This is a genomic window from Allofournierella massiliensis, from assembly GCF_004345265.1.
Classification (GTDB): Bacteria; Bacillota; Clostridia; order Oscillospirales; family Ruminococcaceae; genus Allofournierella; species Allofournierella massiliensis.
Window position 1 is genome coordinate 1 of the sequence record NZ_SLUM01000014.1, and the last position, 23,239, is coordinate 23,239.

22 protein-coding genes and 1 tRNA gene are annotated in these 23,239 nt (G+C 60.8%); 11 read left to right on the plus strand and 12 right to left on the minus strand.

Annotation, left to right across the window (positions count from 1 at the left end; genetic code table 11):
• Positions 1-408: 408 nt before the first annotated feature.
• Positions 409-485: transfer RNA gene (locus EDD77_RS09135), tRNA-Arg, on the plus strand.
• Between the two features lie 70 nt (positions 486-555).
• On the opposite strand, the gene EDD77_RS09140 is transcribed toward EDD77_RS09135, so the two are convergent.
• Complete coding sequence (locus EDD77_RS09140) at positions 556-1,350, minus strand: hypothetical protein (protein WP_058963538.1); 795 nt, start codon at positions 1,348-1,350, stop codon at positions 556-558.
• Positions 1,351-1,445: 95 nt separating this feature from the next.
• Positions 1,446-2,042 carry a sugar O-acetyltransferase gene (locus tag EDD77_RS09145; protein ID WP_058963537.1) on the minus strand — a complete coding sequence of 199 codons (597 nt, stop codon included), beginning with the start codon at positions 2,040-2,042 and terminating at the stop codon, positions 1,446-1,448.
• Positions 2,043-2,214: 172 nt separating this feature from the next.
• Between EDD77_RS09145 and EDD77_RS09150 the strand changes: the two genes are divergently transcribed.
• The 6 genes from EDD77_RS09150 (at position 2,215) to EDD77_RS09175 (ending at position 7,878) form a co-directional block, all read left to right on the plus strand.
• Positions 2,215-2,562 carry a NusG domain II-containing protein gene (locus tag EDD77_RS09150; protein ID WP_058963536.1) on the plus strand — a complete coding sequence of 116 codons (348 nt, stop codon included), beginning with the start codon at positions 2,215-2,217 and terminating at the stop codon, positions 2,560-2,562.
• A gap of 172 nt (positions 2,563-2,734) precedes the next feature.
• A complete protein-coding gene (locus EDD77_RS09155) occupies positions 2,735-4,504 on the plus strand; it encodes a Na/Pi cotransporter family protein (protein WP_058963535.1) in 1,770 nt (589 codons plus the stop codon).
• A 203-nt stretch (positions 4,505-4,707) separates the two neighbouring features.
• Positions 4,708-4,920: a FeoA family protein gene (locus EDD77_RS09160; RefSeq protein ID WP_058963534.1), complete on the plus strand. Its 213-nt coding sequence runs from the start codon at positions 4,708-4,710 to the stop codon at positions 4,918-4,920.
• A gap of 82 nt (positions 4,921-5,002) precedes the next feature.
• Positions 5,003-5,236 carry a FeoA family protein gene (locus tag EDD77_RS09165; protein WP_443983744.1) on the plus strand — a complete coding sequence of 78 codons (234 nt, stop codon included), beginning with the start codon at positions 5,003-5,005 and terminating at the stop codon, positions 5,234-5,236.
• Positions 5,237-5,326: 90 nt separating this feature from the next.
• Entirely contained in the window at positions 5,327-7,513 is a 2,187-nt protein-coding gene (gene feoB, locus EDD77_RS09170) for a ferrous iron transport protein B (protein ID WP_058963532.1), read from the plus strand.
• Between the two features lie 155 nt (positions 7,514-7,668).
• The gene (locus EDD77_RS09175; RefSeq protein WP_058963531.1) at positions 7,669-7,878 is read left to right on the plus strand and encodes a hypothetical protein; all 210 of its coding nucleotides are present in this window, start codon (positions 7,669-7,671) and stop codon (positions 7,876-7,878) included.
• Between the two features lie 206 nt (positions 7,879-8,084).
• Here EDD77_RS09175 and EDD77_RS09180 read toward each other — a convergent pair whose 3' ends face one another.
• From EDD77_RS09180 to EDD77_RS09200, 5 genes are all read right to left on the minus strand, one after another.
• Entirely contained in the window at positions 8,085-9,002 is a 918-nt protein-coding gene (locus EDD77_RS09180) for a SufB/SufD family protein (RefSeq protein ID WP_058963530.1), read from the minus strand.
• Positions 8,999-9,727: an ABC transporter ATP-binding protein gene (locus EDD77_RS09185; RefSeq protein ID WP_058963529.1), complete on the minus strand. Its 729-nt coding sequence runs from the start codon at positions 9,725-9,727 to the stop codon at positions 8,999-9,001. The genes EDD77_RS09180 and EDD77_RS09185 overlap by 4 nt, the downstream gene beginning before the upstream one ends.
• Positions 9,728-9,792: 65 nt before the next feature.
• Positions 9,793-10,830 (minus strand): zinc dependent phospholipase C family protein, encoded by a 1,038-nt coding sequence (locus EDD77_RS09190; protein WP_058963528.1) that lies wholly within the window; start codon positions 10,828-10,830, stop codon positions 9,793-9,795.
• Positions 10,831-10,996: 166 nt separating this feature from the next.
• The gene (gene mfd / locus EDD77_RS09195) at positions 10,997-14,506 is read right to left on the minus strand and encodes a transcription-repair coupling factor (RefSeq protein ID WP_243117491.1); all 3,510 of its coding nucleotides are present in this window, start codon (positions 14,504-14,506) and stop codon (positions 10,997-10,999) included.
• Positions 14,507-14,665: 159 nt separating this feature from the next.
• Positions 14,666-16,027 carry an MFS transporter gene (locus EDD77_RS09200; protein WP_058963526.1) on the minus strand — a complete coding sequence of 454 codons (1,362 nt, stop codon included), beginning with the start codon at positions 16,025-16,027 and terminating at the stop codon, positions 14,666-14,668.
• Between the two features lie 234 nt (positions 16,028-16,261).
• Between EDD77_RS09200 and EDD77_RS09205 the strand changes: the two genes are divergently transcribed.
• From EDD77_RS09205 to EDD77_RS09220, 4 genes are read left to right on the plus strand one after another with little or no spacing between them, the layout of a single operon-like run.
• The gene (locus EDD77_RS09205; protein WP_058963525.1) at positions 16,262-17,137 is read left to right on the plus strand and encodes a VanW family protein; all 876 of its coding nucleotides are present in this window, start codon (positions 16,262-16,264) and stop codon (positions 17,135-17,137) included.
• Positions 17,134-18,633 (plus strand): AMP-binding protein, encoded by a 1,500-nt coding sequence (locus EDD77_RS09210; RefSeq protein WP_058963524.1) that lies wholly within the window; start codon positions 17,134-17,136, stop codon positions 18,631-18,633. The genes EDD77_RS09205 and EDD77_RS09210 overlap by 4 nt, the downstream gene beginning before the upstream one ends.
• Before the next feature lie 22 nt (positions 18,634-18,655).
• Positions 18,656-18,889: a hypothetical protein gene (locus EDD77_RS09215; RefSeq protein ID WP_058963523.1), complete on the plus strand. Its 234-nt coding sequence runs from the start codon at positions 18,656-18,658 to the stop codon at positions 18,887-18,889.
• 34 nt (positions 18,890-18,923) lie between these two features.
• The gene (locus EDD77_RS09220) at positions 18,924-19,349 is read left to right on the plus strand and encodes a GtrA family protein (protein WP_058963522.1); all 426 of its coding nucleotides are present in this window, start codon (positions 18,924-18,926) and stop codon (positions 19,347-19,349) included.
• Positions 19,350-19,419: 70 nt separating this feature from the next.
• Here EDD77_RS09220 and EDD77_RS09225 read toward each other — a convergent pair whose 3' ends face one another.
• The 5 genes from EDD77_RS09225 to EDD77_RS09245 form a co-directional block, all read right to left on the minus strand.
• Positions 19,420-20,382, minus strand: coding sequence for a hypothetical protein (locus EDD77_RS09225; protein WP_058963521.1), 963 nt, complete (start codon positions 20,380-20,382; stop codon positions 19,420-19,422).
• Between the two features lie 14 nt (positions 20,383-20,396).
• Positions 20,397-20,966, minus strand: coding sequence for a hypothetical protein (locus tag EDD77_RS09230; RefSeq protein ID WP_058963520.1), 570 nt, complete (start codon positions 20,964-20,966; stop codon positions 20,397-20,399).
• Between the two features lie 31 nt (positions 20,967-20,997).
• Entirely contained in the window at positions 20,998-21,579 is a 582-nt protein-coding gene (locus tag EDD77_RS09235) for an anti-sigma factor (RefSeq protein WP_058963519.1), read from the minus strand.
• Positions 21,576-22,097, minus strand: a complete 522-nt coding sequence (locus tag EDD77_RS09240; RefSeq protein WP_187120492.1) for an RNA polymerase sigma factor — start codon at positions 22,095-22,097, stop codon at positions 21,576-21,578. Before EDD77_RS09240 ends, EDD77_RS09235 begins: the two co-directional genes overlap by 4 nt.
• 163 nt (positions 22,098-22,260) lie before the next feature.
• Positions 22,261-23,148, minus strand: a complete 888-nt coding sequence (locus EDD77_RS09245) for a DUF368 domain-containing protein (RefSeq protein WP_058963518.1) — start codon at positions 23,146-23,148, stop codon at positions 22,261-22,263.
• Between the last annotated feature and the right edge of the window lie 91 nt (positions 23,149-23,239).

Below are 23,239 nucleotides of genomic sequence, written 5' to 3' on the forward strand. Positions count from 1 at the left end.
ATCACGATTAAGGTTCCGTTCAAGCTTCGATATTGTTCAATTTTCAAGGTCCTGTGCCGCTCTCCCTCGCGGGACAGCTTGTTTATTATATCTCGTGAAGTCTTGTTTGTCAAGCACTTTTTTGAAATATTTTTTATCAGCTTTTCAGCGGCTCGCTGTCTCTCGCGACAGCTTGATTATAATACCACACAAGGAAACACATGTCAACAGCTTTTTTCAATTTTATTTCTGTTTTTTGGGGGCAACGGCTTTTCCACCCTTATAATTGTATTTATATATAAGGCGCGTCTTTTTTCGATATAACCCGTCAATTCCCAAATCCCCGCAAAAAACTTTTTATCTTTTTTGAGAAAAAGCCTTTTCAAAGTCTTTAAAATATGATAAGATAATTTCTGCACCAATTAATGTGCGCTCGTGGCGCAGCTGGATAGCGCGTTAGACTCCGACTCTAAAGGCCGTGGGTTCGAATCCCGCCGGGCGCACCAAAAGCCGCTGTATTTCCAAGGAAATACAGCGGCTTTTCATTTTCTCCTGACGACCTGACTTCGATACAGGCTATATCTCCTGAATCCACTTATAAGTCACCCGTTCCTGCAAAAACATTCTCAATTCCTCCAAAGAGCCACTGCACAGATCTTTCGTTTGCAGCACCACCGCTCTCTGCCCGCACACCGGTACCAGCAGCTCCTCGGTTTCCCCCACAAACAGGAATTTATCATAAACAAAGCACTGGGCTCCCGTTTCGGTGCCATCGCTCAAAACCATTCCTTCGTCGCTAAAGATCACCCGCATTCGCTCCATATCTGCAACCGTTCGACGTTGACGGATCAGCTCTCGTGCCTGACGGTCAAAAGCAGACTCCTTCCGGTGTGTCTGTTTTGCGGCCAAAGCCCAGAGCGCAACCGCAAGGCAAAGAATTCCCGGTATCAGTAACGCCTTCAAATGTGTGTACTCCAGAAACGCTCCCAGGCAAAGGACAATGCCCATTGCCAGGTTCAGCCCGCCCAACAGCTTCCGCTTTCTGCTCCGCATGGCAATGCACCCCAGGAAAAACCCCAACACGCTCAGCACAAGCGGTGCCGCCAGCTCTGATGGATCCATTACAGAGGGAACCAGCAAAAACAGGCTCAGCCCCCATAACACTATCCCCCACATGCCTTCCCGCCGCCGACGCTTTTCCAGTATCTCCGGGTCCGCTTTGGGAATCCGATTCAGCCGATCCGTAAATTCCCACAACACCGGAAGCTTCTGGCGGGAGGAAAAATCCGCGCAATACCGCAGCACCTGGCTCAGCTGAGGGGCCAGTCGGTCATCGATTGTGGTAACTTCAAATACAAATTCGGGCTCCATTTCGCGTTCCTCCATCGGCAGCAGCCGGTATTTTGGCTCAGTATACCATGGTATCCTTTGCATTCCATGAAGGATTTTTAAATTTTCCCCAAAAATCAGAAAGCCATCTGCTCCGGTGGAATCCGATCTGCTTCGGTGACGGGGCGGATTGCACGGCAGGGCACCCCTGCGGCCACCACGCCCGCCGGGATATCTCTGGTAACCACGCTCCCCGCCCCAATCACAGAGCCTTTTCCGATGGTTACTCCGCCGCAAACCACCGCATTGGCACCGATCCAAACATCTTCTTCCAGTGTAATCGGTCTGGATGTTCCGATTCCCTCGGCCCGCTGTTCCGGATCCAGAGCATGGCCGGCACAGGCCAGGCACACTCCGGGCGCAATGAATGCCCCGGCGCCGATGTGTACCGGAGATGTGTCCAGAATCACACAATTATAGTTGATCACCGCCAGACCATGCGTGTGAATATTGAATCCATAGTCGCAACGAAATGTCGGCTCAATAAAGGTGAGCGGGTGGCAGGTGCCCAGCAATTGCTTTAACAGTTCCGAACGGGTCTGCTGATCCGGCGCAGACTGGTTGTATTCCCAGCACAGCCGTCGGGCCTTTTCTTTCCATTCCCCCGGAATTGCCCGGTTCTGCCCCACATATCCCTGACTGCTTTTCAGGCAATCCATTATCCTGTTATCCATCTTTGCAATCCTTTCTGCTGCGTTTATTACGTTTTCTCTATCATATCACCCGCACGCGCTTTCGCCAAATTCACGTTTCAGCCTTTTCGGCTCGTGCGTTTTTTGTTATACTGAGTATATCTGCCCATCCGGCAGGCCAATTTTAACAACTGACGAGAGGAGCTTTACTCCCATGCGTTCCAAAAAAATCTGGATCAACGTGATTTTCGCGGTGGTACTGCTGGCTGCCGCCGGTATCCTGTTCTGGATGAACAGCGGCCGCAGCACCGGCGGCGTGGCCGAACTCACCTACGGGGACGATAACACCGTAATGGAGATTCCCCTGAACAAGGACGCTCAATACGACATCGATACCGGCTATTACACCATCCATCTGAAGGTGGAGGACGGTCGGATCGCCTTTGTGGATTCCCCCTGCCCGGATCACAAGTGTGAAGGCTTCGGGTGGCTGAGCCGGGAGGATGACTGGGCCGCCTGCCTGCCCGCCCGCGCCACATTGATCGTACTAAGCGAAAGCTGAGTGCCCCCTCTTTGCCCGCGGGCAAAGGGGGTATTTTTATAAAAACAGCTTTTCCACCCTGTTTTTGTAAAATCAAGGTAGAATATTTCGCGCTTTTCAGACCGAAAACGGCAAAAAAATGGTATAATGATTCAGGTATGCACATATCACAAAATTCAGGAGACTGCATTTTATGACCATTTTTAATGTGATCAATCTGGCCGGCGGCATCGCGCTGTTTCTTTACGGCATGTCCATCATGGGCGCCGGCCTGGAAAAACTGGCTGGCGGCAAGCTGGAAGGCGTTCTGCAGCGGCTCACCCGTTCGGTGCCCCGGGCAGTGCTGCTGGGCGCGGTGATTACCGGCCTGATTCAGTCCTCGGCCGGCACAACCGTAATCTGCGTGGGCCTGGTGAACTCCGGCATCTTCACGCTGCCTCAGGCCATCGGCGTGATCATGGGCGCCAACATCGGCACCACCGTCACCGGCCAGCTGATTCGTCTCTCGGACATTTCCGGCGGCGGCTGGCTGCTCACCATGCTCAAACCCAGCACCTTCAGCCCGCTGGTGGCCTTTGCGGGCGCAATTCTGTTCGTGTTCTTCAAGGCCCCCAAAAAGCGCAACATCGGCCAGATCATGATGGGCTTCGGCATCCTGTTTACCGGCATGTTCACCATGGAAGCCGCAGTGGCCCCCTTAAAGGACAGCCCCTTCTTTGTACAGCTGTTTTCCAGCCTGCAGAACCCCATTCTGGGTGTGCTGGCAGGCGCGCTGGTCACCGTGGCCATTCAGTCCTCCTCGGCCAGCGTGGGCATTCTGCAGGCGCTGTCCACCACCGGCGCCATTACCTGGGGCAGCGCCATCCCCATTATCCTGGGCCAGAACATCGGCACCTGCTCCACCCCGCTGATCGCCTCCATCGGCGCATCCACCGGGGCCAAGCGCAGCGCCATCGTGCACCTTTATTTCAACGTAATCGGCACCACGGTCTTTCTGGTGGGCATTTATGGCCTGAAGGCCGTTGGCCTGTTCCCCTTCTGGGATCAGGTGATGAGCAAGGGCGACATTGCCAACTTCCACACCCTGTTCAATGTGCTGGTTACCCTGATGTTCATGCCCTTCACCCGGGCACTGGCCTGGCTGGCGGAAAAAACCGTGCCCGAGCGTGCAGAGGATGCGCAGGATCTCTCGCTGCCCGTGCTGGACGAGCGTCTGTTCACCAGCCCCGCGGTGGCCCTGCAGCAGGCCCGGGCCGCGGTGGAGAAGATGGGCCGCCGCGCCTCCACCAACTTCTGCAAGGCATTTGGTCAGCTGGAGCATTACAACGATGAGGTAACCCAGAACATTCAGACCCGTGAAGATCTTCTGGACAAGATGGAGGTGTCCATCTCGGATTATCTGGTGAAGATCGGTGACCGGGAGCTGACCGAAAACGAAAACCGGCAGATCACCGAACTGCTGAAGCTGATCGGTGAATACGAGCGCATTGGCGACTATTCCATCAACATTCTGGAATGTGCCCAGCGGGTGCAGGATCGGGAACTGCATTTTTCCTCCGCCGCAAAGCAGGAGCTGGAGCTGCTGTATCAGGCCGTAAAGGAAATCCTGCAGCTGACGGCCGGCGCCTTTTCCGGCGCGGATCTGGCCAAGGCCGAACAGGTGGAGCCCCTGGAAGAAACGGTGGATCAGATCTGCCTTGCCATGCGGGAGCGGCATATCCTGCGGCTGAAGTCCGGCCGGTGCGAACTGGAGGCCGGCATCGTGTTCCTGGATATTGTCACCAATGCAGAGCGTGTGTCCGACCACTGCTCCAACATTGCCGGCCGACTGGTGGGCAATGAACTGGATATGGACGCCCACGCCCGCAAGCAGGCACTGCACGCCGGCAGCAGCCCGGAATACAACCGTATTCTGGAAGATTACCGGCAGAAGTATCTGGCTCTGCTGCCTCAGATGAGCTGAATTATTTGCACTTTCAACACGCAACCGCCCTTTGCTTTCGGCATGGGGCGGTTTTTGTTTTGCAGTCTTTTAAAAATTTTTACGACAATCTATTGACAAAGGTGTTAGTCAGTGCTAACCTTGTATTGCAGTTAGATGTTACTAACCATTGCAGCGATGCTGCGCCCGCACCCGGGCACAGTGCGCAAAAGAAAGGATGCGTTATGATGCCCATTTCCATGGCGGCGGTCGGTCAGTCCTATGTGATTCGGCGGCTCAGCGGCAATTCTGAGGTTCGGGCCCACCTGCGGGCTCTCGGTTTCCACGAAGGGGTCAGCGTTACGCTGGTCAACCAGCTGCAGGGCGATGTGATTGTCCATGTAAAAGACGCCCGCATCGCCATCAATCAGGAGCAGGCCCTGCATATCTATGTGTAAGCGGAGGCGGGCCCCTGCGCCCGCTTTCCGTTGGCAACAGGCCGGTCGCCCCGGTGGCCGGAGCTTAGAGGAGGAGAAATTGATCATGACTTTACAGGATGCAAAAGTCGGCACCCGTGTGACCGTGCGCCGCATCAACGGCGAAGGCGCCTACAAGCGCCGCATCATGGACATGGGCATCACCAAAGGCAGCGAGATCCACATTCGCAAGGTGGCCCCCCTGGGCGACCCGGTGGAAATTACCGTACGCGGATATGAGCTGTCGCTGCGCAAGGCGGACGCCGCCTGCGTGGACGTGGAGCCGGTAACCGCATAAGCGGCACGGCTGTTTTTTTCGCCCATTGGTTAGTTTTGACTAATCATAGTTTGCTTGCGTAAACCAACACTGGAGGAGGAATTCACAGCTATGGCAATCACCATTGCACTGGCCGGCAACCCGAACTGTGGCAAAACCACCATGTTCAACGCGTTGACCGGCGCGAATCAATATGTGGGCAACTGGCCCGGCGTTACCGTGGAGAAAAAGACCGGCAAACTGAAAACCGGCAAAAAGGGCGAGGTGGTCGATGTGACCGACCTGCCCGGCGTTTACTCGCTTTCCCCCTACACACTGGAAGAGGTGGTTACCCGGGATTACATTCTGAATGACCGCCCTGACGTGATCATCGATCTGGTGGACGCCACCAACATCGAGCGTAACCTCTACCTGACCGGCCAGCTGATCGAGACCGGCATCCCGGTGGTGGTGGCGCTGAACATGAGCGACCTTGTGAAGAAAAACGGCATCCACATTGACGTGGCCGACCTCTCACTGCGGCTGGGCTGCCCCATCGTGGAGACCAGCGCCTTAAAAGGCACCGGTCTGAAGGAAGTGGTGGCCGAGGCTGTAAAGCTGGCAAAAAGCCGCCAGATCAAGCGGCCCGGGGCTGTTTTTGAAAAGGCCATCGAGGAAAAGATCGCAGAGGTTTGCGCCAATCTGCCTGCAGGCGTTCCGGATCAGGAGCAGCGGTGGTACGCCATCAAGCTGCTGGAGCAGGATTCCAAGGTGCTGGAGCAGCTGCATCTGGGCGAGGACAACGCCTACAAGCCTCTGTCTGATGCCATTGCCAAAGAATACGACGACGATGTGGAGGCCGTGATCACCGATCAGCGCTACCGTCACATTCAGGGTCTGGTGCACGCCACCGTGAAAAAGCCCGCCGGGCAGATGAGTCTTTCGGACCGAATCGACCGGGTGGTAACCAACCGGGTGCTGGGCCTGCCCATCTTCCTTGTGATCATGTGGGTGGTATACTACATTTCGGTGTCCACCGTGGGCACCTGGGTCACCGACTGGACCAACGACACCTTCGTGGGCGGCATCCAGGGCATGGTGGGCGATCTGCTGGCCAGCGCGGGCGTGAGCGATGTGCTCACCAGCCTGGTGGTGGACGGCATCATCGGCGGCGTGGGCGCCGTGCTGGGCTTTGCACCCCAGATGGCCATTCTGTTCCTTTTCCTCTCCATTCTGGAGGACTGCGGATACATGGTGCGCATCGCCTTTGTGATGGACCGGATCTTCCGCCACTTCGGCCTTTCCGGCAAGAGCTTCATTCCTCTGATGATCTCCTCCGGCTGCGGCGTGCCCGGCATCATGGCCTCCAAGACCATTGAGCAGGACAACGACCGCCGCCTGACCATTATGACCACCACCTTTGTTCCCTGCGGCGCGAAGCTGCCGGTCATCGCCCTGCTCAGCGCGGTGATGGCGGGTCAGGCCACCGGCAGCAAGCTGCTGGCGGCAAACCTGGGCCCCGTGATGTATGTGATCGGCATCGGCGCGGTGCTGGTGTCGGCCATCATGCTCAAAAAGACCAAACCCTTCTCCGGCAAGCCCGCCCCCTTTGTAATGGAGCTGCCCGCCTACCACATGCCCAGTGCCAAAACCGTGCTGATGCACGTGTGGGAACGGCTGCGGGGTTACCTGATCAAGGCCGGCACCATTCTGTTCCTGGCCTGCGTGGTCATGTGGTTCCTCTCCAGCTTTGGCTTTGAGAACGGCGCCTTCGGTCTGGTGGAGGATACCTCCGCTTCCCTGCTGGCTGTGGTAGGCAGCGCCATCGCGGTGCTGTTCGCCCCTCTGGGCTTCGGCCAGTGGCAGCCTGTGGCTTCCTCCATCTCCGGCTTCACCGCCAAGGAGGCCATCGTCTCCACCATGGGCGTGCTGGCCAACGTATCCGAGGATCTGGTGGAGGATACCGGCGCGGTAGCCGCCGCGGTGGGCACCTGGTTCCCCTGTGCAGCCGCCGGCTTCTCCTTCCTGGTATTCAACCTACTGAACAGCCCCTGCCTGGCGGCCATTGCCACCATGGCCAAGGAAATGCAGGACCGCAAGTGGTTCTGGTTCGCCATTCTCTATCAGAACATCTTCGCCTACGCGGTGGCGCTGATCGTGTATCAGCTGGGTGGTCTGGCCACCGGTCAGGTTGCCGTGAACCCCTGGACCTTCATCGCCTTCGCAGTGCTGGCGGTGATCCTGTTCCTGCTGTTCCGTCCGGATCCCTACAAGGCCAACCGGGTCTATGCAAGACGTTCGGTGGAGGCCGCTGCGTAAGCCATGGGTGAACCATCTGTTTCCATGTTCTATGTGCTGGCCGCGTTTCTGGCGCTCTACTTTGCGGCCATGGGCCTGTTCCGCCTGGCGGAATGGCTAAAAAAACGCTTCAAAAAATAAGCCGCACGCGCCGCGGCAGAAAGAGAGTTTCCATTATGACATTTGCAGATCTGATTGTAATCCTGATCGTTGCGGTGATGCTGGTGCTGGCTGTTCTGGCCACAAAGAAACATTTTGGCGGCAAGGGCGGCTGCTGCGGCTGTTCCGGTGGCTGCGCCGGCTGTTCCGGCAGCTGCCACGCGGGCGGACATTGCAGCCACCCCGCACCGGACCGGAACACCCCCGATTCGGGGCATGCCGGATAACCGCTTCCGCCAGTTTTCAGACGAAACATTTCCCCCAAGATTTCTTCCAATCTTCTTTTTCAAACAGCAGAACCGCCCGGGAAATTTTTCCCGGGCGGTTCTGTATGTTCCCGGCTTAGTTTTCCACGGAAGCAGGCATTCTCTGTGGAAAACCCAGGGCACAAAAAATACACCGGGATCTCTCCCGGCGTATTTTAAAAAACAGATTATTTCAGGAAGCCCTGAATGATCTTTTCCTCAGCTTCCTCGCTGGTCAGGCCCAGCGTGCGCAGCTTCAGCAGCTGCTCGCCGGCAATCTTGCCGATGGCGGCCTCGTGGATCAGCTGAGCGTCCACATGATTGGCCTCCAGACCGGGCTGAGCCAGCACCTTGCCGTTTTCCGCCAGAATGGCATCACACTCGGAGTGGCCGGTGCAGGGGGCGTTGCCCTTGATGGTGGAGTAGAACTCCTGACGGGAATTGCCCCGGGCCACGCTGCGGCTCACCAGATCGCAGGCACCGCCCTCGCCCTCCATGCGCACCACAAAATCGGTGCGGGCAAACTCGTCGCCGTCGGTCATGATGCGCTCGCGCACCACCAGACGGGCGTCCTTCTGCAGCACCGCACGGGTCTTGCGGGTAGTGCTGGTCACGCCGCCCAGCTGCACAGTGTCCATTTCCAGGCTGGCACCCTCGGCCAGCTCGATGTCGGTCACCGGGTCGATGCGCTTTTCGCCGGTGCCGTTGCCGGTGGCGATGTGTTTTTCCAGATACAGCACCCGTGCGTTCTTCTCCAGAAAGAAGCGGTGAATGCCGTTGTGGCGGGCCTGCTCCTCGCCCTCGCTGTGCACGCCGCAGCCGGCCTGCACAGTCACGTCGGCGCCCTCGCCGATGTAAAAATCGTTGTAGACCAGATCGTCCACACCGGCGTGGGTCACGCAGGCGGGGATGTACACGGTCTCACCCTTGGTGCCGGGCTTGACCCGGATCACGATGCCGGGCGCACCTTCCTTGTTCTCGATGGAGATATTCTCGGTGGACTGGCGGCCAGCGCACTGGCTGTCCTCCCGGATGTTAAAAGCGCTCTTTCCGTCGATGGGGTTGGCGGAGATCAGGCGCAGCAGTTCGTCGGTGATCTGGTTCATACGATCGCACTCTCCTTTTCCAGCGGGCAGCGCACCGCGTGTTCATTGGCCAGCAGCTGAGGCAGAATCTCCTGCCGGGGGCCGTGCTGGCGCACCTTGCCGTCTGCAATGACGACAATCTCGTCCGCAATGGACAGAATCCGCTCCTGATGGCTGATCACCAGCAGGGTGCCGGTGCTCTTGGCACGCAGCTCCTCAAAGGTCTCCACCAGACGGGCGAAGCTCCACAGGTCGATGCCGGCTTCCGGCTCGTCGAAGATGGACAGCTTTGCCTTGCGGGCCAGCACGCTGGCAATCTCGATGCGCTTGATCTCGCCGCCGGACAGGCTGGCGTTCAGCTCGCGGTCGATGTATTCGCTGGCACACAGGCCAACCTTACCCATCAGCGCGCACAGCTCGCCCTCGTTCAGCTCCTTGCCCGCGGCCAGCTCCAGCATATCCCGCACGGTGAGCCCCTTGAAGCGCACCGGCTGCTGGAAGGCATAAGCCAGGCCCTTTTTGGCTCGCTGGGTCACGTCCATATCGGTGATGTCCTCGCCGTCAAAAATGATGCGGCCGCCGCTCAGGGTCTCCACACCGGCGATCAGCTTGGCCAGACTGGTCTTGCCGCCGCCGTTGGGGCCGGTGACCACCACCAGCTTGCCCTCGCCCAGCTCCAGGTCGATATCCTTGATGATGCTCTCGCCGCCCGGAATGCTCCAGGCCAGATGCTCCAGTTTCAGCATAGCATTCTTCCTCACTTTATTTTCAAACCTTCTGCCCGCACACCGTGGCGGGCCGTATAATCTCATTAACCTACACTATTATCGTCCAGTTCGCCGGAAATGTCAATATCCTCCCAGCGGGGCTGCTGCTCGACCTCTGCCTCCACAGCCGGTTCGGGTTCCGGCTGCTCCGCGGGCGCTGGTTCCTGCTGCCGGGCTGGGGCGCTTCGCGCATCCTCCAGACCGGACAGATAGCTGCGGGAGCCGATGACCTCCATAGCCCGTTCCAGCCGCAGCTTGCCCTGCCAGTAGCCCTGCGCCGCCAGCATATAGGCTGCACCGGTGCGCTCGGCCTGATCCAGCAGGCCGGCCAGGTCCGTCTGCTGCTCGCCGGTGAAGGGATGCTCCCAGACCTCCGGCAGCGGCTTTTCGCCCTTGCGGGTGCCCGCAAGGCGGGCGGGGGTGATGTGGCCGGTGATGAAGCCCCGGCCGCCGAACAGCGGCTCCACCAGCCAGAACAGCGCATACTTCACGCGCAGCCGGCTCACGAAATGGCCCCGGAGCATCCGGGTGTGGGCGAAGCTGTCCTTCAATGCCTGCCGGCTCACGGTCAGCCCCAGCGCCGCCTGAATGCCGGCCTGCAAAAGCTCGACCGCGCCATCCAGCGCCTGCCCGTTCAGGGCGGGGGTATTGTCGTTCACCGGCACCGCGCTTTTTCCGGTATCCTTCTGATGGAGAAAGCTGTCCAGCGCGATCTCAAAATAGCCGTGGCCGCCGGGTCGGCTATAAGCCGCGCCCGGTTTGGTGATCATCACCACATAAGGGTGCAACGCGCAGTCTGCCGCGTAGTGGCACAAAAAGCCCAGCGCATAGCTCTGCTGCGCCGGAGTCTTTGCGTTTTCCAGCAAAGACTGCAACAATGCACCGGTATTTTCGTCGTGCAGCCGGTCGCCGATTTTGGGCAGATCCTCGCCCCGGCGGGCGCTTTTGCGCCAGATCCGGTAGCAGAACAGCATGTCCGGCCCGTTTGCGCCGCAGTCGAAGGCCGCGCCGTCGGCGGGGGTGATGCCCGCCAGCCGCGCCGACGCCCGGGCGGTTCGGATGTGAGTATAGCCTTCCGGCATGGAATTCAATCTTCCTTTCAGCCCCCGGCCTTTTCGGCAGGCAGAGGGCGGTAAAATCGCTGAAAAAAAGGGTATGCGAAAATGATTACGCATACCCTTTTATATTACACGATATTGGCCGATTTCTCAATTCTTTTTGCTTTTCGGGCGGCATTTGGGTGCAAATTTATGCCTTTTTCTCCTCGCCGTCCGTCTCCTGAACCGGCCCCAGGGCGCTGAGCGCCTGTTTGAGCAGCTCCAGCGGCTTTTCGCCGGGGGCCACCCGCACCGCCAGATAGGGCTTGGCACTGCTGTTCACGGTGATGCGCCCGGGCAGCGCAGCTACCGCCAGCTTCACCCGCTGGGCGTTCAGTGTGTCGGAATAAAGGATCAGCGCGTCCCGCTTCTGGCCGATCTCGTAGATGCCGGCCCGGGCGGCGCTCACCCGCACCAGCGAGATGTCCACCAGACCCGCCACACTGTCCGGCACGTCGCCGTAACGGTCGATCAGCTCGTCCAGCACATCCTGCGCGTCCTCTTCGGTCTCGATGGCCGCAATGCGCTTGTAGGCCTCGATGCGGCCCGCCGCCTCGGCAATGTAGCGCTCGGGAATGTAGGCATCCACCGTGATGTCGATCAGGCATTCGCTCTTGTCCGGCTGCAGCTCCTCGCCCTTGGCCATGGCGATGGCGTTGTTCAGGATCTTCACATACAGATCGTAGCCCACTGCTTCCATGTGGCCGTGCTGGCTCTGGCCCAGAAGGCTGCCCGCGCCCCGGATCTGCAAATCCCGCATGGCAATGCGGAAGCCGGAACCGAAGCTGGTGAACTCCCGGATGGCGGAAAGCCGCTTGGCCGCCACATCGGTGAGCACCCGGTCCCGCCGGAAGGTGAAGTAGGCGTAGGCCTTGCGGCCGGAACGGCCCACCCGGCCCCGGATCTGATACAGCTGGGCAAGGCCCATCTTGTCCGCGTCCTCAATGATGAGGGTGTTGCAGTTGCGCACGTCCACGCCGGTCTCGATCAGGGTGGTGCAGACCAGAATGTCGACCTCGCCGTCCAGCAGCTGCTGCCATACCTTGGACAGCTGCTCCTCGGTCATCTTGCCGTGGGCGGTGGCAATGCGGGCCCCGGGCACCATCTGGCCCACCATGCCGGCGCAGGCGTCGATGCTGTCCACCCGGTTGTGCAGGTAGTAGACCTGCCCGCCCCGGGCCAGCTCCTTTTTGATGGCCTCGGCCACAATGTTGGCGTCGTATTCCATCACATAGGTCTCGATGGGCTGGCGCTCCACCGGGGGTTCCTCAATGGTGCTCATATCCCGGATGCCGCTCATGGCCATGTTCAGGGTACGGGGAATGGGCGTGGCAGACAGGGTGAGCATATCCACCCCGATGAAGGCTTCCTTCAGCTTTTCCTTGTGCTTGACGCCGAACCGCTGCTCCTCGTCGATGATCACAAGGCCCAGGTCATTGAATTTCACGTCGTTGCTCAGCAGCCGGTGGGTGCCCACCACCACGTCCACGGTGCCCTCCTTCAGGCCCCGCAGCGTCTCCTTCTGCTGGGTGGGGGTACGGAACCGGCTGAGCAGCCCGGCCTTCACCGGGAAGGCCTCCATCCGGGCCAGCAGACCGTTGTAATGCTGCCAGGCCAGCAGAGTGGTGGGGGCCAGAATGGCGCACTGCTTGCCGCCCATGATGCACTTGAAGGCCGCCCGCAGGGCCACCTCGGTTTTGCCCACGCCCACGTCGCCGCAGAGCAGCCGATCCATAGGCCAGGGCTTTTCCATGTCCTTTTTGATCTCGGCGGCGGCAGTGAGCTGGTCGCCGGTCTCGTCGTACTCAAAGCGAGTCTCAAAGTCCCGCTGCCAGTCGCTGTCCTCCGGGAAGGCGAAGCCCTTGGCCTGTCGCCGCTTGGCATACAGCTCGATCAGCTCCTGAGCCATCTCGGCGGCGGCGGTCTTGACCCGGCGGCGGGTCTTGGCCCACTCGGTGCCGCCCAGCTTGGCCAGCTTCACCTTGTCGGAATCGCCGGGGGCGGTGTAGCGGCTGAGCAGGTCCAGCTGGGTGACCGGCACATACAGAGTGTCGCCCTTATCGTAGCTGATCTTCAGATAATCCTTCACCACACCCTGCACTTCCAGCCGCTGGATACCGGTATACATGCCGATGCCGTGGTTCTGGTGCACCACATAATCGCCGGGCTTGATGTCGGTCAGGCTGGAAAGGGCGTCCTTGTTTTTCTTTTTGGCGGGCTTTTTGCCGCTGTCGGCGCTGCCCGCCTTGCGGCTGGTGAAAAGGGCGTATTTGGCAAAGGGAAACTCCGCACCGCCGGTCAGGTGCCCCGGGCGCACCGCGACCACACCCGGCCCCGGCAGCACATCCTTTGCAGCGGTGGCGGCAAAGCCCTTGGCCGCCAGATCCTTTGCAAGCGCGGCGGCGGCGCGGGAAGTGCCCGCCAGCAGCTCCACCACATAGCCCTGCCTGGTCAGCGGCTCCAGATCCTCGGCCAGCGAGGCCACCTCGCCGCTGAAGGGCGGATGAGCATGGGCCGGGGCGTTCACGATGTCCTTCAGCTTTATCTCCGGCATGGTGCGGGCAAAATTCTCGCAGCACAGGCTGGGCATGCTGTCCACCGCATGCATCAGATCCGGCAGATCCTGATACAGCACATCCAGCCCGGGGCAGAGCAGCCCTTCCTCAAACAGGCCCTTCATCTCCTCGGTGCGGCGGAACTGGGTGGCCTTGTGAGCCTCCCGGATGGCGCTGGGCTCCTCCAGCACCAGAATCGCATTGTCGAAGTAATCCAGCAGGGTGGCGGGCTTGGGGTAGCGGATGCCCAGATACTTGTCCAGCGCCTCGGGCACAAGGCCCGCGTCCAGCTGGGCAAGATCCGCTTCCATGGCCTTTTCCATGGCGCTGGCCCGCCGGCCCTTCTGGGCGGCAAGGGCGCTGCGCAGGGCGGCGGCAGTCTCGGCCGCATCGCCGAACAGCACCTCACGGGCGGGCGAGATGTACACCTTTTCCAGCGCGTCATCCCGCCGCTGGCTCAGAATATCGAAGCTGTTCAGGGTGTCGATCTCATCGCCCCAGAACTCCGCCCGGGCGGGGGCCCTGGAGTCCGGCGGGAACACGTCCACAATACCGCCGCGCACGCTGAACTGGCCGGGGCCCTCCACCTGGCTGCGCCGGTGGTAGCCCGCCGCCAGCAGCCGGGCGGCCAGCTCCTTCACCGGAATGGTCATGCCCGGCTTCAAGGTCAGGGTGTTGGCGCAGAACTCGGCCTTGGGTACGGTGTATTGCAGCAGGGCCTCGGCGGGCACGCACACCGCCCGCAGACGGCCACCCACCAGATCGCCCAGCACCGCCAGGCGGCGGTACTCGTATTCTCTGCCCGCACCCTCGATGGGCCGGAGCAGAAAGTCCCGGGGCGGGAACACGGCGGCGGGCAGGCCCAGCGCCTCCAGATCCTGGGCAAAACGGGTAGCCTCCGCCTCGCCGGGGGTCACCACCAGCAGGCTCTGGCCATTCTCTTCCGCCAGCTCCCGCAGAAGCCGGGCATGGGCCACCGGGGGCATGCCGAACAGGGCCGCCGCGCCGGGGGTCTGCAGCGCCGTTTGCAGGCGCTTGTATTCCGCTGTATGCTTGAAAATCTCGAACATGGAAGTTCCTTTCTGTGCTGTTTCGGGCAGCACCATTTGCCCCGATCCGCCCCGCCGGGGGGCGTGCAGACCGGGGATGCTGCGCGGGCAAGGCGCCCGATTTGAATCTCTATCTAGATTATAAAAGAAAACCGCCGCCGGGGCCAGTCGTTTTTTGCCCCGGGGCGGTTTTCTTTTTGTATTTTCTTTCCGGTTTTACTTTTTCCCGTTCAGGTAGCGGGGCAGCACGAAGAAATACAGCCCGCCGCCCACGAAGAAGATCAACAGCAGGCTCAGAATGCCCCAGGGCGCGGCCGCGGTGTCCACCTGAGCCAGCACATCGGCGCTGGCGGTGGCACGGGTCAGGCCCATCTTGTTCAGGGCCACGTTCGAAGCGATGGCGCTGCTCCAGCCCACCAGAGCCGGGCCCATGATGGCGCTGAACTTGCCGAAGATATCGTAGAAGCCGAAGAACTCGCCGCTGCGCTTTTTGTCCGGGATCATCTTGCCGAACATGCTGCGGCTCAGCGCCTGAATGCCGCCCTGGCTGGTGGCCACCATGATGGCCATCACCCAGAACTGCCAGACCTCACGCAGGAAGAAGCCGAAGATGGTCACACCCACATACACGCAGATGCCCACGCCCACCATGGTGCGGGCGCCGAACTTCTCGCTGGCCTTGATGTACAGCAGGCAGAAGGGCAGGCCCAGCACCTGCACCAGCAGCAGCGCCAGCAGCATGCTGGTGGAATCCAGGCCCAGGGTATCGCCGTAGCTGGTGGACATGTGGATGATGGTGTTCACGCCGTCGATGTAGAAGAAGTAGGCGATCAGATACACGAACATGGCCTTGTGATGGAATATCTCCTTCACGGTACCGGCCAGGCCCCGCAGTGCGTGGCCCACCGCGCCTTTGGTCTTTTCGTTGTAGCTCTTCTGCTCCACGTTTTTCAGCAGGGGGATGCTGAACACCAGCCACCACACGGCGGTCAGGCCGAAAGCGAAGGACAGGCAGAACAGCATCTTGTCGCTGCCCAGCACCAGATTCAGAATCAGGAAGGTCAGCAGCGGAATGGTGGAGCCGCCGATGTAACCCATGCCGTAGCCCATGGTGGACACCTTGTCCATCCGGTCCTCGGTGGTTACGTCATTCAAAAAGCTGTCGTAGTAAAGGTTCGCACCGGCGAAGCCGATGGTGGACAGAATGTACAGCGCCAGCACTGCCATGCCCACCTTTTCCGCCATGCCCGGCTCCATGAAGTCCATCATGGGAGTGGCGGCCATCAGCGCGCAGGATACAACGCCCACCAGCATGAAGCCCACAAACAGCTTTTTGCGCATGCCCTTGAAGTCACCGAACACCCCCAGCACCGGGGCCAGCAGCGCCACGATGGCCATGGCCGCGCTGGTGGCGTAGCCCCAGGTGCTCATACCGGAGGCAGAATCCGCCATGTAACCCGCAACCGTATTGTAGAAGATGGGCAGGATGGTGACCACGATCACCGAGTGGGCGCTGTTGGCCCAGTCGTACATCATCCAGCTCTTTTCTTCTTTTGTATATCCTTTGAGCAGTTTCATTCCTTCTCACCTTTCCACCGGGCCGAAAGCGGCGCCGGCAACTGTTCAAATTTTTGAAATAATCCATGTTCAGTGTAGCACGGGCAGGCACAAAGTACAACCAAAAAGCATTTTACAAATGCGTTTATTTTTTAACAGTGCATTCCGGTCTGTTTGACATTACTGCCGGGATATTGTATCGTAAACTTATTCCTTTTCCCCGCAGAACCCGCACGGCAAGGAGGGCGAAGCGCCATGGCGCGGCGAAAACTGTTTTGTGAATACGGCCCGGTATGCTACCGGATCTCTCTGCGCAAGGAGCGGCTTTTGCGCCGTGTGCAGGATCTGACGGGCCGCCAGCGGTTTGCCTCCACCCGGCAGGCCGAGCCTCTGCCTGCTTTGGTGAAAGGCCACTGCTCGGTGATCCGCCGCCGGCTGGCCGGAGTGGATCCCCGGCTGCAGGAGGGCAAGGCCCGCAACCTGGAGCTGGCCGCCGCGCAGGTGAACGGGCTGATCATCGCCCCCGGCGAAACCTTCTCCTTCTGGCGCACGGTGGGCAACGCCACCCGCCGCAAGGGCTATCAGGAAGGGCTGACCATCTCCGGCGGGCAGCTGGGCCGGGGCATCGGGGGCGGGCTGTGCCAGCTGGCAAACCTGATCCACTGGCTGGTGCTGAACAGCCCCCTCACCGTCACCGAGCTGCACCATCATTCCGATGCCCTGTTCCCGGACGAGCGGCGCACCGTGCCCTTCGGCACCGGAACCTCAGTGTTTTACAACAATGTGGATTACCGCTTCCGCAACGATAGCGATCAGCCGGTGCAGCTGCTGGTCTGGCTGCGGGAGGACGAGCTCTGCGGCGAGCTGCGCTGCCTGCGCCCCTTCCCCTGCCGCTACCGGCTGGTGGAGGAAAACAGCCACTATGCCCGCCTGGACGACGGCTACTACCGGCTGAGCCAGGTCTACAAGCTCACCATTGACCGGGCCAGCGGCCGGACACTGCGCCGGGAGCTGATTCTGGACAATCACTCCCGGGTACTGTTCGACCCGGCCCTGATTCCGCCGGAAGAGCTGCGCAGGGAGGACGGCGGCCAATGGTGCCCTGACCCGCAAAAGGAGAATGCTGTGTGAACAATCGGATTTGTTTGAACGATCTTGTGGAACGCTGTGCCCAAAGCCCCCATCTGCCCGCCTACGAAAGCGGCGGATGGGGGCTTAGCTACGGCCAGCTGCTCACCCGCGCCCGGGTTCTGGCCGCGGCGCTGGGGCAGCTCTGGCCGGGCGAAGGCCCCATCCTGCTTTACGGCCACAAGCAGCCCGCCCTGCCGGTGGGCATGCTGGCCTGCCTGCTGGCGGGCCGGGCATACGTGCCCTGCGACGAGGGCTGGCCCGCCGCTCGGGTGGAAACCGTGTTCCGCCAGGCGGGGGCCGCCGCTCTGCTGTTTGCCGACGAAGCCCCCGCTCCCTGGCCGGAAGAGCTGCCGACCGCGCCCCTCTGGCCCATGTGCGAGCCGGGCATTATTGAGCCGTTGGCTGCGCCCCGCCCCTGCAGCCCGGAACAGACCGCCTACATTCTGTTTTCCTCCGGCAGCACCGGCCGGCCCAAGGGCATTCCGGTGCCCCGGCGGGCGCTGGCGAACTTTGCCCGCTGGATCACCGCCCGGCCCGCGCTGACCCTCGCCCCCGGCGAGACGGTGGTGGGGCAGGCAGGCTTTTCCTTCGATCTCTCGCTGACGGATCTGACCCTTGCCTTCTGCGGACAGGGGCGGCTGGTGAGCCTTTCCCGTGAAGAGCTGGCCGACCCGGCGTTGCTGTTCCGGCAGCTTTCGGCCAGCGGCGCAGCGGTGCTGGTGTGTACCCCCACCTTTCTGGAGCTGTGCCTGTGCGACAAAAACTTCTCCCCGGCGCTGATGCCGAAGCTGCGGGCGGTGTTCTGCTGCGGCGAGGTGCTGCCCAGACCGGCGGCGGAGAAATTCCTGTCCCGTTTCCCCGGCGCAGCCCTGCTGAACGCCTACGGCCCCACCGAGGCCGCCTGCGCGGTGTGTGCGGTGAACGCGGCCGACGCGCTGGCCACCTTTGCCGACGGCCCTCTTCCGGTGGGTCTTGTGGAGCAGGCTGCGGTGGAAATCGCGGCGCTTGGCCCAAAGGGAGAACTCCTTGCCGAAGGGGAGCCCGGCGAGCTGGCCCTGCGGGGCGAGAGCGTGTTTTCCGGCTACCTGCCCGGCAGCGGCGACGCCCGGTTTTCCGGCGGCTGGTACCGCACCGGCGACAGCGGCTTTGTGAAGGGCGGCCATGTGTGGTGCACCGGTCGGCTGGACGACCAGCTGAAATACTGCGGCTGGCGCATCGAGCCCGGCGAGGTGGAAGCCGCACTACACGCTCTGCCCGGTGTGGAGCGGGCGGCGGTGCTGCCCCAGCGCTCACCGGACGGCCGGGTGCGCCGGCTCTGCGCCTTTTTGCAGGCAGCCCAAAGCGCCCGCCTGCCAGAAGAGGAGGTTCGCCGTCTGCTGGCTCAGCGCCTGCCCGCCTACATGCTGCCCGGCCGGCTGTTCTGGCTGGACGAGCTGCCGGTGACCGAAAACGGCAAGTGCGACCGGGCGCAGCTGGCCCGGGAATTTCTGCTGTGATCGCCGAAAGGAGACATTTTCAATGCAACTGACCGACGACATGATCCTGAGCCTGATCGCCAACGCCTGCGGCACGCCCCGGGCGCTGGAGGAGGGTATGGATCTGATCGAAAGCGGGCTGATGGATTCTCTTGCCCGCATCACCCTGTTCGAGGGGCTGGAGGATCTGGGTGTGGAGCTCTCCCCCACACAGCTTGCCCCCGATGCACTGCGCAGCGCCCCCGCCATTCTGGCTGCGGTGCACGCGGCGCTGTAGCCCCACTGTTTTTGTCTGAATGGAGTAAGGTTTCATGTGTTCTTCCAATTCTGAGTCCCCGGCCGCAAAACGCGGCTGGCGAACCTTTGTGCCCTTTGCTGCCTCCTCGCTGGTTTCCTCCGGGGTGGATCTGGGGGCGTTCTGGCTGCTGTGCTGCGCATTGCGGCCCTATCTGCCGGAGGCAGTCTACATCACCGCCGCCACCATTGTGGCGCGGGTGCTTTCCAGCCTGATGAACTATCTGATCAACTATTTCTTCGTCTTTCAGAGCCGTGCGGCGCACCAGCGCAGCGCTACGCTCTATACCATTCTCACCATTCTGAAAACGCTGGCCAGCGCATTTTTCGTCTCGCTGCTGGTGGGCCTTGTTCCCGGTCTTCCCGAGCTGGGCGCCAAGATTCCGGTGGACGTGGCTCTCTTCGTGATCAATTATCTTGTGCAGAACGCCTTTGTCTACTGATATTCAAAAAAGCCCCGCAGAGCATGCGTCATTACGCAGCTCTGCGGGGCTTTTGCGTATTGAATTTTTCTCAGCCGTTCTCCATGGCGGTCACTTCCGCGCTGGTCTCACCGGCTTGTTCCATGGTGATCTCTGTGGAATCAGCTTCCGGCTGAGGCTCCTGCCGGTCGGTATTCTCCTGTTCGGCCAGATGCTCCGTCAGCTCATCCTCATCCCACCAGGTGTAACTGTCGTCCTCCCAGTAGCGCACCATGTGGGTCACCTGAACCGCCAGCTCCTGAGCACTGGCGTTCATCTGGAACGGGCCGCCGATCTGCAGCTCCCACTGATCGTCGCCATTCTCCGAATGGAAGTCCACCTGATCCACGCCCAGCTCCCGCAGGGCGGGCAGCATCTGCGCGCAGGCCTCGGCAAAGGCATTTTCATCCGCGTATGCACCGGCCAGGGTCAGATTCACCCGCACCAGATCCTCGGTTTTCAGATCCGCCAGCGTCATTTCCCTGTCGAACTCCATCCGGTTCAGGTCCACATAGCTGTAACCATCCAGCACGATTCCGTCAGGCAGCTTCTCATTCAGATGCTCCTCCAGCTCCTGCTCCAGCCGCCGCTCAGTGTACTCCCGATCCGGCCCGTAATAGCGCAGCAGAATGGGCAGGGTGGCCGCGCCCATGCTGGCGCAGATGAGCACAAAGCAGACAAACATGCTCAGCAGATCGTATTTCAGCTGGGCGTCACCCTTACGGGCATTGGCCCACAGTACCTCTACACCCAGAGCCACCAGCACCAGCGGAGCCAGCTTTGCCACGGTGAACAGCGGGAAATCCGGCAGAATCATGCTTGCGGCAATGCAGCCGCCGGTAAGGATCAGCGCAATGCCCAGCGTGAAAAAGCCCACCCGGCGCACCTTCGGCCGCTCCTGGCGCATCTTCTGCGCCCGCCGGGGCTGCGGCGCGCCCTGCGGCCGGTCTGCCTGCATTTCCGGCTGTGCGGTTTCTTCCATGGGGTTCATCGGTTCAAAATCGGTATTGTTCATTGCCTGTTCCTCCCTCATTCACCCTTGTATTCGGTGAAATCGTCCTCCAGATCCTGCGGCAGCTCGCCGCCCTTTTTCGGGCCGGAGCCCCGGATCAGCCGCACGCCCGCGTACACGAAGATCACCGACACCGCCAGCGTGGGCAGATTGTTGATAAGAGAACGCACCGCGTTCACCACCGGGTTGTCGTAACCGAAGATGTCGGCCAGATCCCACACCCAGGGATAGATGAAGTTGGAGTAAAGGCCCCAGACGCCCAGCAGCACCAGGCCCCAGCCCACCAGATTGTGGCGCTGCATGGCCAGCCGGGCAAGGCCTTTCAGTTCGTCCAGATTGAACTGGTACTCGTCCGGCGGGCAGATGCCCATCTTCAGCTGGCTGCGCAGGTTCAGCGAATCGAAGAAGCTGTACATATACACCACGGCGGCGAACACCGCGATGGGGCCGAACAGCCCCGCTCCCAAAGCGATGAGCAGCACAAAGGCGGTCACCTGAGAAAGGCCCCGTTTCATGTATCCCTGATACATCTGACCCGCGCCCGGGATAAAGGAAAAGCAGAAGGTCAAAAATCCATTTTTGATCATATTGTCGCACGCTCCCATTCAGTCGTTTTGATCAGTTGTCCTGCCGGTTGATCAGCTGGCTCAGCCACTGGCCCAGCCCGCCGTTCTCTGTATCGTCCGGCTCATCCGGCCCGGCTTCTTCCGGATCATCCAGCTGGTGCACGTTTGCCGGCCGGTGCTCCGGGCCAAGGCCGTTGTCCGGCCGGGCCGGTTCGCCCCCGTCGGCCACACCGATGCGCTCCAGCAGCTGGCCCAGCGGGCCAGGCTCCTGCGCCTGTGCGGTCTGCTCCAGCGCGGGCGGCTGGATGGCCAGCGCCTCCATGGCTCCGCCAAACACACCGCTGTACCACAGGCCCGCAGTGATCACCACCGCGGCGGCCGCCGCTGCATACCGGTTCCAGGCGCTCTTCACGGCCCGACGGCGCAGCCTGCGCATCACCGGCAGAGTTACGTCCTGCTCCGGCTCCTCCAGCACATCCCCGGTAAGCAGAGCAGTATATCGCGTCAGGCACTCGTCGCAGAAGCTCAGATGCTCCGCGGCTTCCAGCCGCTGCAATTCATCCAGCGTACCGTCGATGAGGGCCTGCAGTCCCTCGTCGCTCAGATGGCCGTTTTGTAAAAACAGTTCCGTCATTGCGCCTGTCTCCTTTCTGTGATCTGCTGCTGCAGCAGGCGTTTTGCCCGATACAGCTGGGTATGTACCGTTTTGGGCGGGCGGCGCAGAGCGCGGGCGATCTCTTCCACGCTGCGCTCCTGCAGAAAATACATCACCGACACCTGGTAATAGGGCTCCCGCAGGTCCTTTACCATCTGGCGGATTGCCTGGGCTTCCGTCTCGCTCACCGTCAGATCCTCCGGCCCCGGGGGTGCCGCGCCCACCGCCGCCGTTTCCGGCATGGACTCGTCTCCGGGGGTCATCACCCGCCGGTTCCAGGCGCTCTTCAAATGGTCGCGGGCTTTGTTGGTCGCGATGCGGGCCAGCCAGGGCTTGTAATGTTCGGGCGGGCAGTCATCCATGTGAGAAAAGGCTGCAACAAATGTATCCTGGGTCAGGTCCTCCGCCAGCTGATGATCCCGTACCAGCTGGTAGCACACGGTATAGACCAGCTTTTGATACTGCTCCACCAGTGCGCTGAACTGTGCATTGGTCACTCGGCTGAACGCCCCCTTCCCTTACTTGTTTGCCCCTTCGCCCAATACAACGAACCTGGAAGGAGGTTTTCTTCACAAATTGAAAGATTTTTTTGCCTTGGGCAACCCCGCACAAAAAAACGAGCAGGCGGCGCGCCGCTTGCTCGTTTTTTCAAAGGATGAATCAGGCCTCTTCCTTGCTGCCCATCAGCCAGGTGACCCAGGCGCCCAGGGCCGCCAGCACCAGGCCAACCACCAGCTCCACCACCGAGAAGCCGCTCAGAGCGTCGGCAGAATAGAGGATGGCAAAGGGAGAGGAGACGATCAGGCCGATGATGGCCGCGAAAGTCTGGCTGGGGAATCGCTGGAACAGATACTCAATCACCTTGGCGATCAGGAAGATGCCCAGCACAACACCCACACCGAAGGGGGCCAGCAGCAGGCAGTTGTTGATCACGCCGCCGATGTCCATGTCCTTGAGCATGGTTACGGTGCCGGTAACCAGCGCCAGAATGGTGCTGTAATAGCCCAGCACCATCAGCACCATGCTGCCGGACACACCGGGAATTACCATGGTGGCGCTGGCGATCAGGCCCAGCAGGAACAGCACCACAATGGTGCCGGGGTTCAGGGTCAGGGTCTTGACCGCACCCTCGGAGCCCTGCAGCAGAGGCAAGCCCACGCCGATGGCCAGCAGCACCAGGAAGCTGATCACTTCGCCCGCACCGATGCGGCCGCCGGGCTTTTTGGCCACGTTGCGGGTCAGGTTCACCCACAGGATGGGCAGGCCGCCCAGAATCAGGCCCACAAAGGTCAGGCAGGTGGCCAGCACATGGGCCTCCAGCAGGTACTCCAGCAAAAAGCCGAAGCCTACAATGCCGATGCCCATGCCGATGCCCAGAGGGATCAGCAGCTTCATGCTCTCCTTAAAATGCTTGAACAGGCCGGTCACCGCGCTGATCAGCTTGTCGTAGATGCCCATGGACACCGCCATGGTGCCGCCGGACACGCCGGGAATGATGTTTGCGATACCGATCACGATACCGCGCAGGATATCCAGTAAAGCTTTCATAATAAACCGCGTTTCCTTTCTTTTGGATCAGAGGTTTCTCTCGTTCTCATTCAGACCCCTTGCTTTGGGCCTGACCTTTTTACTATACCGT

What these genes read in the sequence shown, in the direction of transcription:
- EDD77_RS09140 (WP_058963538.1), bottom strand. Translation starts at nt 1,350, where the DNA reads ATGGAGCCCGAATTTGTATTTGAAGTTACCACAATCGATGACCGACTG.
- EDD77_RS09145 (WP_058963537.1), bottom strand. Translation starts at nt 2,042, where the DNA reads ATGGATAACAGGATAATGGATTGCCTGAAAAGCAGTCAGGGATATGTG.
- EDD77_RS09150 (WP_058963536.1), top strand. Translation starts at nt 2,215, where the DNA reads ATGCGTTCCAAAAAAATCTGGATCAACGTGATTTTCGCGGTGGTACTG.
- EDD77_RS09155 (WP_058963535.1), top strand. Translation starts at nt 2,735, where the DNA reads ATGACCATTTTTAATGTGATCAATCTGGCCGGCGGCATCGCGCTGTTT.
- EDD77_RS09160 (WP_058963534.1), top strand. Translation starts at nt 4,708, where the DNA reads ATGATGCCCATTTCCATGGCGGCGGTCGGTCAGTCCTATGTGATTCGG.
- feoB (WP_058963532.1), top strand. Translation starts at nt 5,327, where the DNA reads ATGGCAATCACCATTGCACTGGCCGGCAACCCGAACTGTGGCAAAACC.
- EDD77_RS09175 (WP_058963531.1), top strand. Translation starts at nt 7,669, where the DNA reads ATGACATTTGCAGATCTGATTGTAATCCTGATCGTTGCGGTGATGCTG.
- EDD77_RS09180 (WP_058963530.1), bottom strand. Translation starts at nt 9,002, where the DNA reads ATGAACCAGATCACCGACGAACTGCTGCGCCTGATCTCCGCCAACCCC.
- EDD77_RS09185 (WP_058963529.1), bottom strand. Translation starts at nt 9,727, where the DNA reads ATGCTGAAACTGGAGCATCTGGCCTGGAGCATTCCGGGCGGCGAGAGC.
- EDD77_RS09190 (WP_058963528.1), bottom strand. Translation starts at nt 10,830, where the DNA reads ATGCCGGAAGGCTATACTCACATCCGAACCGCCCGGGCGTCGGCGCGG.
- mfd (WP_243117491.1), bottom strand. Translation starts at nt 14,506, where the DNA reads ATGGTGCTGCCCGAAACAGCACAGAAAGGAACTTCCATGTTCGAGATT.
- EDD77_RS09200 (WP_058963526.1), bottom strand. Translation starts at nt 16,027, where the DNA reads ATGAAACTGCTCAAAGGATATACAAAAGAAGAAAAGAGCTGGATGATG.
- EDD77_RS09205 (WP_058963525.1), top strand. Translation starts at nt 16,262, where the DNA reads ATGGCGCGGCGAAAACTGTTTTGTGAATACGGCCCGGTATGCTACCGG.
- EDD77_RS09215 (WP_058963523.1), top strand. Translation starts at nt 18,656, where the DNA reads ATGCAACTGACCGACGACATGATCCTGAGCCTGATCGCCAACGCCTGC.
- EDD77_RS09220 (WP_058963522.1), top strand. Translation starts at nt 18,924, where the DNA reads ATGTGTTCTTCCAATTCTGAGTCCCCGGCCGCAAAACGCGGCTGGCGA.
- EDD77_RS09225 (WP_058963521.1), bottom strand. Translation starts at nt 20,382, where the DNA reads ATGAACAATACCGATTTTGAACCGATGAACCCCATGGAAGAAACCGCA.
- EDD77_RS09230 (WP_058963520.1), bottom strand. Translation starts at nt 20,966, where the DNA reads ATGATCAAAAATGGATTTTTGACCTTCTGCTTTTCCTTTATCCCGGGC.
- EDD77_RS09235 (WP_058963519.1), bottom strand. Translation starts at nt 21,579, where the DNA reads ATGACGGAACTGTTTTTACAAAACGGCCATCTGAGCGACGAGGGACTG.
- EDD77_RS09245 (WP_058963518.1), bottom strand. Translation starts at nt 23,148, where the DNA reads ATGAAAGCTTTACTGGATATCCTGCGCGGTATCGTGATCGGTATCGCA.